The following is a 14,624-nucleotide window of genomic DNA, read 5'->3' on the forward strand; positions in this document are numbered from 1 at the left end:
CAAGCCACCCAGTCCCAGCATCATCAAACGAGCAATGCGCATCGTCGCCGACGCCAAGGAGGTATCGCAACCAGACACCTACCCATGCGCCGCCTTCATCGGCGCCATCGTCATTGAGCGCTCCGGAGTTGTCGAGAATGGACTCGTTCGAGCTGAACAAGGTCGCCGGTGCGGTGCTCGGCACCCTGCTCTTCGTGATGGGTTCGGGGTTCCTGGCCGAGCTGATCTATCACGGGAAGCCGGCCGGAAATGCCGGCTACGCGCTTCCCGAGCCTGCCCCGACCGCGAGTGCGGCACCGGAGGCCGCGAAGGTCGAGCCCATCGCCGTGCGGCTCGCGAGCGCCAGTGCCGAGAAGGGACAGGCCGGGGTCAAGGCGTGCCAAGCCTGCCATGTCTTCGACAAGTCGAACACCAACAAGGTCGGCCCCGGCCTCTGGGACGTGGTCGAGCGCAAGCTCGGCAGCCATCCGGGCTTCGAGTATTCGGCCGGGCTCAAGGAGAAGGGCGGCGCCTGGGATTACGCCCAGCTCGATGGTTTCCTCGAGAACCCGAAGGGTTACATCAAGGGCACGAAGATGGCCTATGCGGGCATTTCCTCGCCGCAGGAGCGCGCCAACGTCATCGCCTATCTGCGCACGCTCTCGGAGACCCCGAAGCCGCTGCCGACCGCCGAGGCCAAGCCGGCGGAAGCCAAGCCCTGAGCGGATGACCCGCCGCGGTTCGCGTACGACATCAGGCCGGGGAAACCCGGCCTTTCTCATGTCTGCTACCCGGAGGCCCTGCCCCTGCGCGCAAGCGCCGAATTGGCGTTCGAGCCGCGACCGTCCTAGAACGGCGCAACCTGCCGCATCGGCGGGGTGAAGCCGTCATCGAGGGAGACAGCCGGATCGTGATGCGTCAGAGCCTGATCGAATCGTGCCGTGCCGGATTGCTCGCCGCGGTACTCGTCGTCTCCGGGTTCGGATTTCAGGCGGTCGCTCAGACGCCTCCGCCGGCCGATAACGCGTTCTCCCATGCGATCACGCTGATGGGGGAGCCGAAATATCCGCCAAGCTTCAAGCATTTCGAGTATGCCGACCCCGCAGCTCCGAAGGGCGGCCTGGTGCGGCTCGGGGCACAGGGCGGTTTCGACAACTTCAATTACGTGGTGTCGGGCCTCAAGGGCGATCTCGAAGGCGCGGTCACCCTGATTTACGATACCCTGATGACGGAATCCGCCGACGAGCCGTTCACCTCCTACGGCCTCGTCGCCGAGGGCGTGCGGGTAGCACCGGACCTTTCTTCCGTGAGCTATCGCCTGCGCGAAAACGCTCGCTGGCATGACGGCACCCCGATCAGCGTCGAGGACGTGATCTGGTCCTTCGATACGCTGAAGGCCAACAGTCCGTTCTATTCGGCCTACTACCAAACCGTCACGAAGGCAGAAGCCACAGGGACACGTGAGGTCACCTTCCGCTTCAGCGAAACCGGCAACCGCGAGCTCCCGCAGGTGCTCGGTCAGCTGCGCATCCTTCCCAAGCATTGGTGGACGGCCAAGGACGCGCAGGGGCGCCAGCGCGACGCAGCTCAGACGACCCTCGAGATCCCCCTGGGCTCCGGCCCCTATCGCCTCGCCAAGTTCGAGCCCGGCCGCAGCGCCACCTACGAGCGGGTGGCCGATTACTGGGGCAAGGATCTGCCGGTGAATGTCGGTCGCAACAATTTCGGCACCATCCGCAACGAGTATTTTCGCGATTCCACCGTACTGATCGAGGCGCTGAAGGGCGATCTCTACGACTTTCGCACTGAGAACGTCGCCCGCAACTGGGCCACCGCCTACGACGACTTCCCCGCCGTGAAGGAGGGCCGCCTCGTCAAGGAGGAATTCCCCGATCGCGGCAACGGCAACATGCAGGCCTTCGTCTTCAATACGCGGAAGCCCAAATTCGCCGACGAGCGCGTACGCCGCGCCTTCAACCTCGCCATGAACTACGAGGAGATGAACCGGGCTCTGTTCTTCGGCCTCTATAGGCGGATCGATTCCTACTATTTCGGTTCCGAGCTTGCCTCTTCCGGCCTGCCGGGACCCGAGGAACTCGCCCTCCTCGAACCGCTCAAGGACAAGATCCCGGCCTCCGTCTTCACGACGCCTTACGCCAATCCGGTCAACGGTAGCCCGGAGGCGGTCCGCACCAACCTGCGCGAGGCCGTTCGCCTCCTCAAGGAGGCTGGTTACGAGCTGAAGAACGGTCAGATGACCAACGTGAAGACGGGCGAGCCGCTCACCGTCGAGTTCCTCGAATTCCAGAGCGTGTTCGAGCGGGTGATCCTGCCGTTCGCCGCGCAGTTGAAGCTCATCGGCATCAACTCGAACCTCCGGGTCATCGATCAGGCGCAGTACCAGAACCGGATGCGGTCCTTCGACTTCGACGTCACCACGAGCTCATGGGCGGAATCGCTGTCGCCGGGCAACGAGCAGCGCGAATATTGGGGCTCGGCTGCCGCCGACAAACCCGGCTCGCGCAACCTCATCGGGATCAAGGACCCGGCCATCGATGCGCTGATCGAGAAGGTGGTTTTCGCCAAGGACCGTCCCGGCGTCATCGCCGCCACCAAGGCGCTCGACCGGGTGCTCCTCGCCCACAATTACGTCGTGCCACAATGGGCTTCCAACGTCTCCCGGACCCTGCGTTGGAACCGGTTCAGCCGTCCCGCCGTGCTGCCGCGCTACGGCGGTTCGGGCTTCCCGACGACGTGGTGGTACGACGAGGGGCTTGCCGCGAAGACGGGGGCGCCGCGTTGAGCGCGGGTCCGACGCGCCGGACGGTGGTTGCCGGCGCGGCCGCTGTCGCGCTCTGCGGATCATCGAGGGAGGGAATAGGGCAGGCCCGCACCGCGCACGGGCTGTCGAGCTTCGGCGACCTCAAATACCAACCCGACTTCCGCAATTTCGACTATGTCGACCCGATGTCGCCGAAAGGCGGCCGCTTCTCGGCGCAACTGACTTCGACGATCGGCAACCAGTCATCCGAGACCTTCAACACCCTCAACATCTATGTCCTGCGTGGCGACGGCGCGCCGGGCATGAACCTGACCTTCGACTCGCTGATGGTCAGGGCCCTCGACGAGCCCGACGCCCTCTACGGGCTCCTCGCCCGCTCGGTGGAGATTTCCGATGACAGGCTGGCCTACCGCTTCGCCCTGAGGCCGCAGGCCCGCTTCCACGATGGTTCGCCTCTCACTGCACGGGATGTCGCATTCTCGCTGATGCTCCTGAAGGAGAAGGGTCACCCGGCGATCTCGCAGGTGATCCGCGACATGGTGGAGGCGAGCGCCGAGGCAGAGACAGTGACGGTCCGCTTCGCACCAGGCCGTAGCCGCGACCTGCCCCTCTTCGTCGCCACCCTTCCGGTGTTCTCGGCCGATTACTATCGCGGCCGCGACTTCGAGGCCTCGTCGCTCGAACCGCCACTGGGCTCCGGTTCCTACCAGGTCGGCCGGCTCGAATCGGGCCGGTTCATCGAACTCGAGCGGGTCCGCGACTATTGGGGCGCAGACCTGCCGGTGAATGTCGGCCAGAACAATTTCGACGCGATCCGTTACGAGTGCTTCCGTGATCGCCAGGTGGCGTTCGAGGCCTTCAAGGGTGGCGCCTTCACCTACCGCGAAGAATTCACTGCGAAGGTCTGGGCCACCGGCTACGATTTTCCCGCGGTGAAGGAGGGCCGGGTCCGGCGTGAGATCCTGCCCGACAAAACGCCGTCCGGCACGCAGGGCTGGTGGATCAATACCCGCCGCGCCGCCTTCAAGGACCGCCGGGTGCGCGAGGCGATCGGGCTGTGCTTCGACTTCACCTGGACCAACAAGAACCTGATGTTCGAGGCCTATCAGCGCACAGCCTCTTACTTCGAGAACTCGGATCTCAAGGCGACAGGCTTGCCCTCGCCGGAGGAACTGGCACTCCTCGAGCCCTTGCGCGCGACGCTTCTGCCTGAGGTCTTCGGAGAGGTCTGGAGTCCGCCCGAATCCGATGGGTCCGGCCAGGATCGCACGCTGCTGGGCCGCGCGGCCGGGCTCCTGCGCGAAGCCGGCTGCGTCCGCAGCGAAGGCGTCCAGAGACTGCCCGACGGCAAGCCCATCGAGATCGAATTCCTCGACGTCACGGCGAGCCTAGAACCCCATACGCTGCCCTTCATCCGCAACCTCGGTCTCATCGGCATCAAGGCGCGCTTTCGCACCGTCGACGCCTCGCAGTACCAGTCGCGACTCAAGGATTTCGACTTCGACATCACCAGCCGGCGCTATTCCAGCGGGATGACGCCGGGGCCGGAAATGCGCGAGATCTACGGGTCGCGCGCGGCCTCAACTCCCGGTTCGAACAACCTCGCGGGCATCGCCGACCCAGCCGTGGACGCACTGATCACCGCCGCCACCGACGCGGTGTCGCGGCCGGCTCTTGTCACCGCATGCCGTGCCCTCGACAGGGTGCTGCGGGCCGGGCAGTACTGGGTACCGATGTGGTACGGTGCCGCCCACAGGATCGCGGTCTGGGACGTGTTCAGCCGCCCGGCGGAGCCGCCGCCCTACGGCCTCGGCGTGCCGGCGACGTGGTGGTTCGATGCCGCCAAGGCCCGGCGCATCGGCCGGATCTGAGGAACCCCGCGTGCTCGCCTACATCCTGCGCCGCATCGCCCTGATGGTCCCGACCATCTTCGGGATCATGCTGATCACCTTCGTTATCGTGCAGTTCGCCCCCGGCGGCCCGGTCGAGCGCGTGCTCGCCCAGCTTCAGGGCCAGAACGATGCCGGCCTGTCGCGGGTGACCGGCGGCGCAGGCGACCTCGGCGGCGGGATGGCTTCTCGCGGCGGGGAGAGCAGTTCGCGCTATCGCGGGGCGCAGGGGCTCGACCCCGCCTTCATCGCCAAGCTGGAGAAGCAGTTCGGCTTCGACAAGCCGGCGCCCGAGCGCTTCGCCAAGATGCTGTGGGACTACGTCCGGTTCGATTTCGGCAACAGCTATTTTCGCGACGTGTCGGTGCTTCAACTCATCCGCGAGCGCCTTCCGGTCTCGATCTCCCTGGGCCTGTGGATGACGCTGCTCTCCTACGCCATCTCGATCCCGCTCGGCATCCGAAAAGCGGTGAAGGAGGGCTCGCGCTTCGACCTCTGGACTTCCGGCGTCGTCATCGTCGGCTACGCGGTGCCGAGCTTCCTGTTCGGCATCCTGCTCATCATCCTGTTCGCCGGCGGCTCGTTCTTCCAGTGGTTCCCGATCCGCGGCCTGACGAGCGAGAACTTCGACAGCCTGAGCCTCTGGGGCAAGGCCGTCGACTACGCCTGGCACATGGTGCTGCCGCTCACCGCCCTGGTGCTCGGCGCCTTCGCCACCTCGACGCTCCTCACCAAGAACTCGTTTCTCGACGAGATCCGCAAGCAATACGTCCTGACGGCACGAATGAAGGGCCTGACCGAGCGGCGCGTTCTCTACGGCCACGTCTTCCGCAACGCCATGCTGATCGTGGTGGCGGGCTTCCCCGGCGCCTTCATCGCGGCCTTCTTCACCGGCTCTCTCCTGATCGAGACGATCTTCACCCTCGACGGGCTCGGCCTCCTGTCCTTCTCGGCCATCGTCGGACGCGACTACCCGATCGTGTTCGCGACCCTGTACATCTTCTCGCTGCTCGGGCTCGCCGTGAATCTCCTCTCCGACCTGATCTATACCTGGATCGACCCGCGCATCGACTTCTCGAGCCGCGCCAACTGAGCGGCCCGGATGACGACGCTGCCGCTGCTGATCCGGCCGGAATTACCCGACGACGCGCAAGCGGTGGAGCGCCTCCATGCTCGCGCCTTCGGCCCCGGCCGTTACGCCCGCACGCCCTATCGCCTGCGCGAGGGGGTGCCGCATCGCCCCGACCTCTCCTTCACCGCCCTGGTCGGGACCTTCCTGGTCGGCTCGGTGCGGATGGGACCGATCCTGATCGGAGGGCGGGCGGCCTTGATGCTCGGGCCGCTCGCCGTCGATCCGAGCTTCGAGAACCGCGGCATCGGCTCGGGCCTCATGAACCGCAGCCTCGACGCCGCACGGGCGGGGGGCGAGGCGCTGGTGCTCCTCGTCGGAGACGCGCCCTTCTACGCCCGCTTCGGCTTCGAGCGGGTGCCCGCCGGTACGCTGATGCTGCCGGGACCGGTCGATCCCGGGCGGGTGTTGTGGCTGGCGCTGCAGGACGGGGCGAAGGCGATGCGAGGGATGGTGACGGGCGGGTAGGTGCCGGGAACCGGCAACGTCAGGTAAGCGTCTGCTCAAGCGTCGGACAGCGAAGATCAACGCCTCTGGCCGCCCGTCAAGCCACGCGTCCGCGCCGCCCCTCGACGAGCCACATGGCCAGCACGGCCGCAGCCAGAGCCGCGAGGGCCCAGAGACCGAGCGCCAGGGGATAGACCTCGACGCCCCGAATATTGGCGCTGTCGCTCGGGCGGAACCCGATCCAGTCGGCACCGGCCAGCCGCCCGCTGCGCACGCTCTGCAGCCGTGGGACGGTGAAGCCGCCATTGGCTTCGTCGAGGCGCCGGATCGAGCCGCCCGTGCCTTCGGCCAGGGGTCGCAGCCGCTCTGTATCGCTGAAGACGTCGGCAAGCTCGCGCGGGTTCGGGGGCCCGACGCTGACGAAGGCGACGAGGCTGCCCGAGCGCAACGTGTGTAGCCCTAGGCTAGCCGCCTCGAAGGTTGTGGCGAAGAGGCCGGGCTCGCTTTGCGTCAGCGTCAGGCTTGTCTGTGTACCGGTCGGACCGGTGACGCTAACCGGCTCTGCGGTGTCGGCCATGGTCTGGCGCTCGACGCGGACCTCGCGGCCGCGGCCGGTGGTCTGGGCGCGCAGTGCCTCCTCTTCGAGGGCCGGCTCCTTCATCAGCCAATGGCCGAGGCGCCGCAGCAGGTCGAGATAGGGTCCGCCATCCTGATAGCCCCTCGCCCAGAGCCAGGCATGGTCTGAGAGCAGCAGCGCGACCCGGCCCTTCGCCTCGCGCGACAACGCGAGGAGCGGCAGGGAATCGGCGCCCTGCAGGATCGGCTGGATGCCGGGCTTGGTCTGCGCCGCCACGACCCGGAGCCAGTCGCCCCAGGCCGGCGGAGAAGACTCAGAGCCCGGCAGGGCGCGGGTGACCGGATGGCGCTGGCCGGTGCCGGTGAGGGCGGCCTTGTAGGCGCGCTCGACGACGCGGCCGTTCGGCTCGCCCGGCAGGATCGCCGAGAGGCGGGTGCGCGACAGGCTCGTCGGCGAGGCGAATTCCGGACCGGCGGCGATGAGCAGCGCGCCGCCGTCGCGGACGTAGCGGACGATGTTGTCGAAATAGGCCGAGGGCAGCACGCTCTGGTTGGCGTAGCGGTCGAAGATGATGAGATCGAAATCCTTGATCTTCTGGACGAACAATTCGCGCGTCGGGAACGCGATCAGCGACAATTCCGAGATGGGCGTCCCGTCCTGCTTCTCGGGAGGCCGAAGGATCGTGAAATGGACGAGGTCGACATTGGCGTCGGACTTCAGAAGGTTGCGCCAGGTCCGCTCGCCCTGATGCGGCTCGCCCGAGACGAGGAGCACGCGCAGCTTCTCGCGGATGCCCTCGATCGGGAGCACAGCGCGGTTGTTGATGGTGGTGAGTTCGCCGGGCAGCGCCTCGACCTCGATCTCGACGACGTTGGGGCCGCCATGCTCGATTCGCGTCGTCAGCGAGAAGGGCCGGCCCGTCGGCACCGAGCGCCGTTCGATCTCTTCGCCGTCGCGCCGCACCGTCACCACGGCATTGCCGGTGCCGCCGCGCTCCATCACCTCGGCCTTGATCGCGAGGTCGCGCCCGACGATGCCGAAGCGCGGCGCCTCGATGAGTTTGATCTGGCGGTCGCGCTCGTCCGGATGGCCCGTGACGAGCACGTGAAGCGGCGCCTTGATGCCGAGTGCCGCCACCGAGGCCGGCATGTCGTGAACGACGCCGTCGGTGAGCATCACCACACCGGCGAGGCGCTCGGGCGGAACGTCCGAGAGCGCCTGGGACAGGGCTGTGAACAGCCTGGTGCCTTCGTCGCCGTCGGCCGCATCGGGGACGTCGATGAAGCGAGGCTCGATATTGGTGAGCGAACCGAACCGGCGCTGCAACTCTGCGCGCACCGCATCCGTCATGCTCGCGCGGTCACCGAGCGCCTGTGATCCGGAACGGTCGACCACGATGGCGGCGATGTCCTTGACCGGCTCGCGGTCCTCGCGGACCAGGGACGGGTTGGCGATGGCGAGCAGCACCAGGGCGAGGGCCACAGCGCGCAGCAGCGCGGTCCTGCCCCTTGCGACGATCGCCAGGATGCAGAACAGGGCCACGACGATCCCGAAGCCGGCAAGGACAGGCCAAGGCACGAGGGGCGTGAAGGCGAGGCTCAGCATGTGATGCGGCCTCTTTCCGGAACCGACGTTTCCCTCACTGCCCGAGCCTTTCCAGCAAGGCGGGCACGTGGACCTGGTCCGCCTTGTAGTTGCCGGTCAGTGTGTACATCACGAAGTTGATGCCGCCGCGGAACGCCATCTCGCGCTGGCGCTGGTCGCCGCCGACGATCGGGTAGAGCGGCTCGCCCCGCTTGCCCACCGCCCATGCCGCGGCGAGGTCGTTGCCGGTGATGACGATCGGCGAGACACCGTCGCCGGCTCGTGCCGGACGGCGTTCGCCGCCCTCGCCCGCCGGCGGCAGGGTCTCGACCCAGGTCTGTCCGGTGGCGTAGCGGCCGGGAAAGCTGTCGACGAGATAGAAGGCCTTGGTCAGCACGTGGTCGGCCGGCACCGGCTCGAGCTCGGGTACTTCGAGCGTCGCGAGCATCCGGCGCAGGTAGAGCGCTTCGGGCGTCGCGGGACCGCCGGGGCGGGCGGTGAGCGCGTCGCGGGTGTCGAACAGAACCGTGCCGCCATTTCGCATGAAGGCGTCGATCCGCCGGATCGCCGCCTCGCTCGGCTGCGGCCGGCTCGCGACGATCGGCCAATAGATAATCGGGTAGAAGGCGAGCTCGTCGCGGCTGGGGTCGATGCCGATTGGATCGCCCGGCTCCAGGGCAGTGCGGGCGGCCAGCATCTGCGTCAGGCCCGACAGACCGGCGCGGCTCGCGGTATCCACCGCCTCGTCGCCGGTGACGACGAAAGCGAGGCGAGTGGCGAGGGCGGATTCGATGCCGGGCGGTCTTGCCGCCTCCTGCGCTTCCGCGGGCCGCGGCGCGATCACGAAGCCGAAGGCGAGCGCCAGCATCGCGGCAGCGGCGCCGCGGCGCGTGAGACCCCGCCCGAAGAGACGCCCTGCAAAGCCGCCGAGCCAGAGCCCAGCAAGGGTATCGAGGATGAGGAGCGCGAGGGCCATGCTGAACAGGAACGCTCTCAGATCGAGGGTCTCGGCGCCCGCCAGGGCGTTGATGCGTGCTCCGGTGAGCGCGCCAAGATCGAGGGGCTTGAGCCGGTCGTCGGGGAGAAGCGCATTGACCGCAATCCCCGCATCGGCGGGGCCGTAGAAGCCAGGAGGATGCTCGAAGGAGGCGCGCTCGGTCTGGTCTGCCGCGACCGCCGTGGCGCCGGCTGGCGGACTGCCGGGCACGCCGAAGCCATCAAGCGTCACCCGAGGGGCGAGGATCGCGGCGGCTGGCCGCGGACCGTTGCCGGGCGCCTGTACGGCGCCCGCCCCAGCGAGGCCGACGACGCGGCGGAGCATGTCGATGAACAGCCCCGAGAGCGGCAGGTTCGACCAGGTCGTGTCGGCGGTGACGTGGAAGAGCACGATCATGCCCTGCCCCCGCCGCTCGGCGGTGACGATCGGCGTGCCGTCCTGGAGGGACGCCCAGGTCCGCCCCGGCAGGTCGCCGTCCGGCTCGGCCAGAATCTGGCGGCGTACGCCGATATCGGCGGGTGGATTGAGCCCGGCGAAGGGGCTTTCGGGCGCGAAGGCCGCGAGCGTCTTCGGGCTGTCCCAGGACAGGGTACCGCCGAGCGTCCGGCCGCCACGGCGCAGACGTACCGGCACAAGGGTGTCGTTGCCCGAGGCGAGGCGGGGGCCGGCAAAGCGCAGGAGCAGCCCGCCCTCGTCGATGAAGCGAGTCACCTTCTGCACCGCCTCGGCATCGAGGGCGCCGACATCGGCGAGCACGAGCACCGACACCTGCCCGTCGAGCATCTGGGCGATCTGGTCGGATACGCCCTTGGCGCCGCGCGGCTCCTGCACGTCGGCGAAGGGAACGAGGGCGCGCGACAGGTAGTAGGTCGGCGCGAGCAGCGGCTGCGCCTGATCGCTGGTGCCGCCGAAGACGAGCCCGACCCGGCGCCGCCGGCCGCGCTCGTCCATCAGACGCACGGCCGCTGCGGAGCGCTCCGCCGCGATCTCGATGCGGGCGATCGCGTTGCGCAATTCCACGGGTAGGTCGAACACGACCTCCGTATCGGTCTCTCCGGAACGGAAGGCGAAATCGTGCTCGGCCAGCGGCAGGCCCTTCTGGTCGAGGGCGCGCAGCAGACCCGCGTCGCGCCCGTTGGCAGCAGCCCGGAGAACATGGACGGAGAGGCGGCCGCTCGCCTCGGTGACCGACAGGGCGAGGGCAGGCGGCGTCTCCGCGGCGCGGATCGTCAGGCTCGCCCCTGTACGGCCGAGATAGTCATTGAGCTCCTTGGTGAAGCTCTCGGTTTCGAACCCTGCCACACCGTCACTGATCCACACGACGGACGAACCGGGATTGCGCTCCAGGAACCCGGCGACGGCCGGCAGATGGATGCTGCGGCTCGCAATGTGCGGCCGGGGCGCGATGGCACGAAGGCGGTCGAGGGCGGCAGCCGGTGCCTTGGCCTCGAAGGCGGCGGCAGGCTCGGCGGTGGCCAGGACCCCGACCGGGCGACCATCGCGGGCGGCGGCCTCGATCTCGTCGGTGGCTGCCCTCAGGCGGTCCCGCCAATCGTGGGCGGCGGTGGCGCCGTTGTCGATCATGACGAGCAGCGGGGTGCGACCGGCGGCGGCACCGATGCCGGCGGCGTTCCAGACAGGCCCGGATACGGCGAGGATCAGGCAGGCCGCCGCCAGGATTCGCAGGATGAGGAGCCAGGGCGGTGTGCGGGCGGGCGTCTCGCGCTTGCCCATGAGGTCCGCCATGATCCGGAGCGGCGGAAAGTCGATGCGCTGAGGCCGAGGCGGCGTCACCCGGAGCAGGAACCACAGGGCGGGTAGCGCGACGAGGGCGGCGAGCGCGAGGGGAGCTGCGAAGGTCAGCGGCAATCCGAACATGGCCTCAGCCGCCCCCGCGCGAGGCGGCGACGAGGGTCAGCAGGCGCAGGGCCGCTTCGCTTGCGGGCCGGTCGGTTCGGTGGGTGGTCACCGTCCAGCCCTGGAGGCGGGCGATCTCGGCAAGGCCGGCGCGATGCTCGGCGATGCGGGCGCGATAGGCATCCCCCCAGGCGCCGGCATCGCCGATATTGAGGCTGAGGTCGCTCTCGAGGTCTTGGAGCACGGCCTGGCCGGTGAACGGGAAGGTCTCCTCGATCGGGTCCACGATCGCGACGAGGTGGCCGCGGGTGCCCCCGCCGGAAATATGGTTAATGACGGACTTTACCTCGGAAAGCGGAGACAGGAAGTCACTGATCAGCACGACCTCGTCGAAGCGACCTGGTATGGCGCGGGGCGGCGCGTCCTTGTCGAGCCCGGCGTGGTCCTCCGTGAGGGCATGGGCCATGGTCTCGACGATCTTTCGCGATGCGGTGGCGCGGGTCAGCCCGAGGAGGCCGGCGCGCTCGCCGCCCTCGACCAGCACGTCGGCGAGCGCGAGGCCGAGCACCAGGGCGCGCTCCACCTTGGAGGCCTGGGCGTGCTTGGAGGCGAAGCCCATGGAGGCGGAGCGGTCGATCCAGAACCAGATGTTATGGACCGCCTCCCACTCACGCTCGCGGACATAGAGCCGGTCGTCGCGGGCCGAGCGGCGCCAGTCGATCCGCGCCGCCGCCTCGCCGGTGACGAAGGGCCGGAACTGCCAGAAGCTCTCGCCTGGCCCGGCCCGGCGACGTCCGTGGAGGCCATGCGCGAGAGTCGTGGAGACACGGCGCGACTCGAGGATGAGCCGCGGCATCCGCTCGGCGAGCGAGAGGGCGTTCTCGGTCTCGTGACGTCCGGGTCGGCGCTCGCTCGCCGGTAGAACCTGGCTCGCGGCCATCCTCACCGGGCCTAGAGCTTGGCCGCGAGCTGGGCGATGAGGCCCGGGATGGTCTCACCATCGGCCCGCGCCGCGAAGCTCAGCGCCATGCGGTGCTTCAGAACCGGCTCCGCCAGCGCCTTGACGTCGGCGATGGAGGGAGCGACGCGGCCCTCGATGAGGGCACGAGCCCGCACCGCGAGTGTCAGCGCCTGACTGGCACGCGGCCCCGGCCCCCACAGCAGCTTGCCCTTGAGCGAGGGGTCGCCACCCTCAGGTCTGGCGGAGCGCACGAGATCGAGGATGGCGTCGACGATCGTGTCGCCCACCGGGAGGCGCCGCACGAGGCGTTGGGCCGTGAGCAGGGCCTCGGTCGACATCACAGCCTCGGGCGTGTGGTCGACGATGCCCGTGGTCTCGATCAGGATGCGGCGCTCGGCGGCGCGATCGGGATAGCCGACATCGATTTCCAGCAAGAACCGGTCGAGCTGCGCCTCGGGCAGCGGGTAGGTTCCCTCCTGCTCGATCGGGTTCTGGGTCGCCAGCACATGGAACGGTCGCGGCAGGTCGTGGCGCTCGCCCGCCACGGAGACGAAGTTCTCCTGCATCGCCTGCAGCAGCGCCGATTGCGTGCGCGGACTCGCCCGGTTGATCTCGTCGGCCATGAGGAGCTGGGTAAAGATGGGTCCCTTCACGAAGCGGAAGGAGCGGTGCCGGTCGGCATCCTCGTCGAGGATTTCGGTGCCGAGGATGTCCGAGGGCATCAGGTCAGGGGTGAACTGCACGCGTCGCGCATCGAGGCCGAGCACGGTCCCGAGCGTCTCGACGAGCTTGGTCTTGGCGAGGCCAGGCAGACCTACCAGCAGCCCGTGGCCGCCGGCCAGGATGGTGATGAGAGCAAGATCGACGACGGTCTCCTGGCCGAAGATGACCTTATGGATCGCCTCCCGAGCCTGGCTCACCGTCCCGAGGCAAGCCTCCGCCGTGGCGACGATGCCGTCATCGAGGGCCGTGGCCGGCGAAACGCCTTGCGTCATGCGTTGTGATCTCCCGTGGCGCCAAGGCGCTGGAAAGAGGGAGTGTGGCGCCGTTCGAGGCAGGATGGCAAGGTCGGCGCGACGCCGCAGGCGGAATCGTCCGCCGGCACGCCTTTGAGACAAGCCTGTTCCGGATGCCGTGCGGGCGCTATCTGAAGCTCCATGACCGAGACCACTCCCCCCTCCCCCGATCTCGTCCTCGACCGTCTCACCGCCGCCCTCGGTGCCGAAGCGGGGCGAGGCATCCCTCCGGTGGAGCGCTGGAACCCGACCCATTGCGGTTCGATCGACATGCGGATCGCTGCGGATGGGACGTGGTTCCATGACGGGGCACCGATCCGTCGCCCGGCACTCGTCAAGCTGTTCGCCTCGATCATGCGGCGCGAGGAGGACGGCGGGATCGTGCTGGTGACGCCTGCCGAGAAGGTCGGCATCGTCGTCGAGGACGCGCCCTTCCTCGCCGTGGGCATGGCTGTCGAGGGTGCGGGGGGCGACAGGCGGATCGTGTTCCGCACCAATGTGGACGACGTCGTGTCCGTCGATGCGGAGCATGGCCTGCGCTTCGAGGAAGGCGAGGACGGCGGTCTCAAGCCCTATCTCCACGTCCGTCGCGGCCTTTGGGCTCGGGTAACGCGGGCGCTCACCTATGACCTCGTCGAGATGGGCGAGGAGCGGATCGTCGACGGAGATCCTTGGTTCGGCATCGCGGCGGGAGGCACCTTCCACCGCATCGCGCCCGCGGCCGACGCTTGAGCGGGGGCCCCTTCGGCAACCTCCAGGCTTTCCTGGACAGGGCCGCCGACCGCCTGTCGACGATCTCGCCGGGCCCTGACGATCCCACCTCCAATCCCCGCGGCGACCACGATCTCGACGATGAGGGCGTCGCCATAGCGCCTCCCGGCCCACATCGCCACGCAGCGGTGCTGGTGCCGGTGGTCGCCCGTGAGGATGGGCTCGCGATGCTCTTCAACCTGCGCAGCGCGAGCCTTCGCGACCATTCCGGGCAGATCTCGTTTCCCGGAGGCAAGATCGACGCTGCCGATCCGGGTCCTGCCGGTGCGGCCCTGCGAGAGGCCAATGAGGAGATCGGCCTCGACCCGGCGCGGGTGAGGTTGCTCGGTTACCTCGACTCCTACCTGTCGGCCACCGGCTTCCTCGTGGTGCCCGTGGTCGGGCTCCTGGAGGAGCCGGTCAGCCTCGCCCTAAACCCGACCGAGGTGGCCGAAGTGTTCGAGGTGCCCCTGCCCGTCCTGATGGACCCGGACGGCCATAGCCTCAGCTCGGGAATCTGGCGCGGCCGGACCCGGTGCTACTATGCCATCACCCACGAAGGTCGGCTGATCTGGGGTGTGACCGCAGGGATCGTGCGCAATCTCTACGAACGACTATGTCTGTAGCCGGAGCCGTGCCAAGCTCCCAATACGGTC

Annotated in this window: 10 protein-coding genes and 1 pseudogene; 7 read left to right on the forward strand and 4 right to left on the reverse strand. The window is 68.3% G+C overall.

All coding sequences use genetic code 11. The annotated features are described in order from the left end of the window. Window positions 1–137 precede the first annotated feature (137 nt). The 5 genes and pseudogenes from K2Y56_RS07055 to K2Y56_RS07075 all read left to right on the forward strand — a co-directional run. Window positions 138–689 (forward strand): annotated as a pseudogene (locus K2Y56_RS07055) (cytochrome c family protein); the annotation flags it as partial. A 203-nt stretch (window positions 690–892) separates the two neighbouring features. Beyond that, window positions 893–2,782 carry an extracellular solute-binding protein gene (locus tag K2Y56_RS07060; protein ID WP_292506622.1) on the forward strand — a complete coding sequence of 630 codons (1,890 nt, stop codon included), beginning with the start codon at window positions 893–895 and terminating at the stop codon, window positions 2,780–2,782. Further along, window positions 2,779–4,632: an extracellular solute-binding protein gene (locus tag K2Y56_RS07065; protein ID WP_292506470.1), complete on the forward strand. Its 1,854-nt coding sequence runs from the start codon at window positions 2,779–2,781 to the stop codon at window positions 4,630–4,632. The genes K2Y56_RS07060 and K2Y56_RS07065 overlap by 4 nt, the downstream gene beginning before the upstream one ends. 10 nt (window positions 4,633–4,642) lie before the next feature. Beyond that, window positions 4,643–5,743, forward strand: a complete 1,101-nt coding sequence (locus K2Y56_RS07070) for a microcin C ABC transporter permease YejB (protein ID WP_292506471.1) — start codon at window positions 4,643–4,645, stop codon at window positions 5,741–5,743. Between the two features lie 9 nt (window positions 5,744–5,752). Further along, window positions 5,753–6,247 carry an N-acetyltransferase gene (locus K2Y56_RS07075; protein ID WP_292506473.1) on the forward strand — a complete coding sequence of 165 codons (495 nt, stop codon included), beginning with the start codon at window positions 5,753–5,755 and terminating at the stop codon, window positions 6,245–6,247. Window positions 6,248–6,323: 76 nt separating this feature from the next. Here K2Y56_RS07075 and K2Y56_RS07080 read toward each other — a convergent pair whose 3' ends face one another. Genes K2Y56_RS07080 through K2Y56_RS07095 form a run of 4 tightly spaced genes read right to left on the reverse strand, consistent with a single transcriptional unit; the run spans window position 6,324 to window position 13,197 of the window. Further along, window positions 6,324–8,408, reverse strand: a complete 2,085-nt coding sequence (locus tag K2Y56_RS07080; protein ID WP_292506476.1) for a hypothetical protein — start codon at window positions 8,406–8,408, stop codon at window positions 6,324–6,326. A gap of 34 nt (window positions 8,409–8,442) precedes the next feature. Further along, window positions 8,443–11,262 (reverse strand): DUF4159 domain-containing protein, encoded by a 2,820-nt coding sequence (locus K2Y56_RS07085; RefSeq protein WP_292506478.1) that lies wholly within the window; start codon window positions 11,260–11,262, stop codon window positions 8,443–8,445. Between the two features lie 4 nt (window positions 11,263–11,266). Continuing rightward, window positions 11,267–12,181 (reverse strand): DUF58 domain-containing protein, encoded by a 915-nt coding sequence (locus K2Y56_RS07090; RefSeq protein ID WP_292506480.1) that lies wholly within the window; start codon window positions 12,179–12,181, stop codon window positions 11,267–11,269. Window positions 12,182–12,192: 11 nt separating this feature from the next. Continuing rightward, the gene (locus K2Y56_RS07095; RefSeq protein WP_292506482.1) at window positions 12,193–13,197 is read right to left on the reverse strand and encodes a MoxR family ATPase; all 1,005 of its coding nucleotides are present in this window, start codon (window positions 13,195–13,197) and stop codon (window positions 12,193–12,195) included. 162 nt (window positions 13,198–13,359) lie between these two features. Here K2Y56_RS07095 and K2Y56_RS07100 point away from each other — a divergent pair, with 162 nt between their 5' ends. Then, on the forward strand, window positions 13,360–13,950 hold the full coding sequence (locus K2Y56_RS07100; RefSeq protein WP_292506484.1) for a DUF1285 domain-containing protein: 591 nt from the start codon (window positions 13,360–13,362) through the stop codon (window positions 13,948–13,950). Further along, a complete protein-coding gene (locus tag K2Y56_RS07105; RefSeq protein ID WP_292506486.1) occupies window positions 13,947–14,594 on the forward strand; it encodes a CoA pyrophosphatase in 648 nt (215 codons plus the stop codon). Before K2Y56_RS07100 ends, K2Y56_RS07105 begins: the two co-directional genes overlap by 4 nt. The last annotated feature ends 30 nt before the right edge of the window (window positions 14,595–14,624 follow it).

It is taken from the genome of Methylobacterium sp. (assembly GCF_019745455.1).
Taxonomy (GTDB): Bacteria; Pseudomonadota; Alphaproteobacteria; order Rhizobiales; family Beijerinckiaceae; genus Methylobacterium.

What these genes read in the sequence shown, in the direction of transcription:
- K2Y56_RS07060 (WP_292506622.1), top strand. Translation starts at nt 893, where the DNA reads ATGCGTCAGAGCCTGATCGAATCGTGCCGTGCCGGATTGCTCGCCGCG.
- K2Y56_RS07075 (WP_292506473.1), top strand. Translation starts at nt 5,753, where the DNA reads ATGACGACGCTGCCGCTGCTGATCCGGCCGGAATTACCCGACGACGCG.
- K2Y56_RS07080 (WP_292506476.1), bottom strand. Translation starts at nt 8,408, where the DNA reads ATGCTGAGCCTCGCCTTCACGCCCCTCGTGCCTTGGCCTGTCCTTGCC.
- K2Y56_RS07085 (WP_292506478.1), bottom strand. Translation starts at nt 11,262, where the DNA reads ATGTTCGGATTGCCGCTGACCTTCGCAGCTCCCCTCGCGCTCGCCGCC.
- K2Y56_RS07090 (WP_292506480.1), bottom strand. Translation starts at nt 12,181, where the DNA reads ATGGCCGCGAGCCAGGTTCTACCGGCGAGCGAGCGCCGACCCGGACGT.
- K2Y56_RS07095 (WP_292506482.1), bottom strand. Translation starts at nt 13,197, where the DNA reads ATGACGCAAGGCGTTTCGCCGGCCACGGCCCTCGATGACGGCATCGTC.
- K2Y56_RS07100 (WP_292506484.1), top strand. Translation starts at nt 13,360, where the DNA reads ATGACCGAGACCACTCCCCCCTCCCCCGATCTCGTCCTCGACCGTCTC.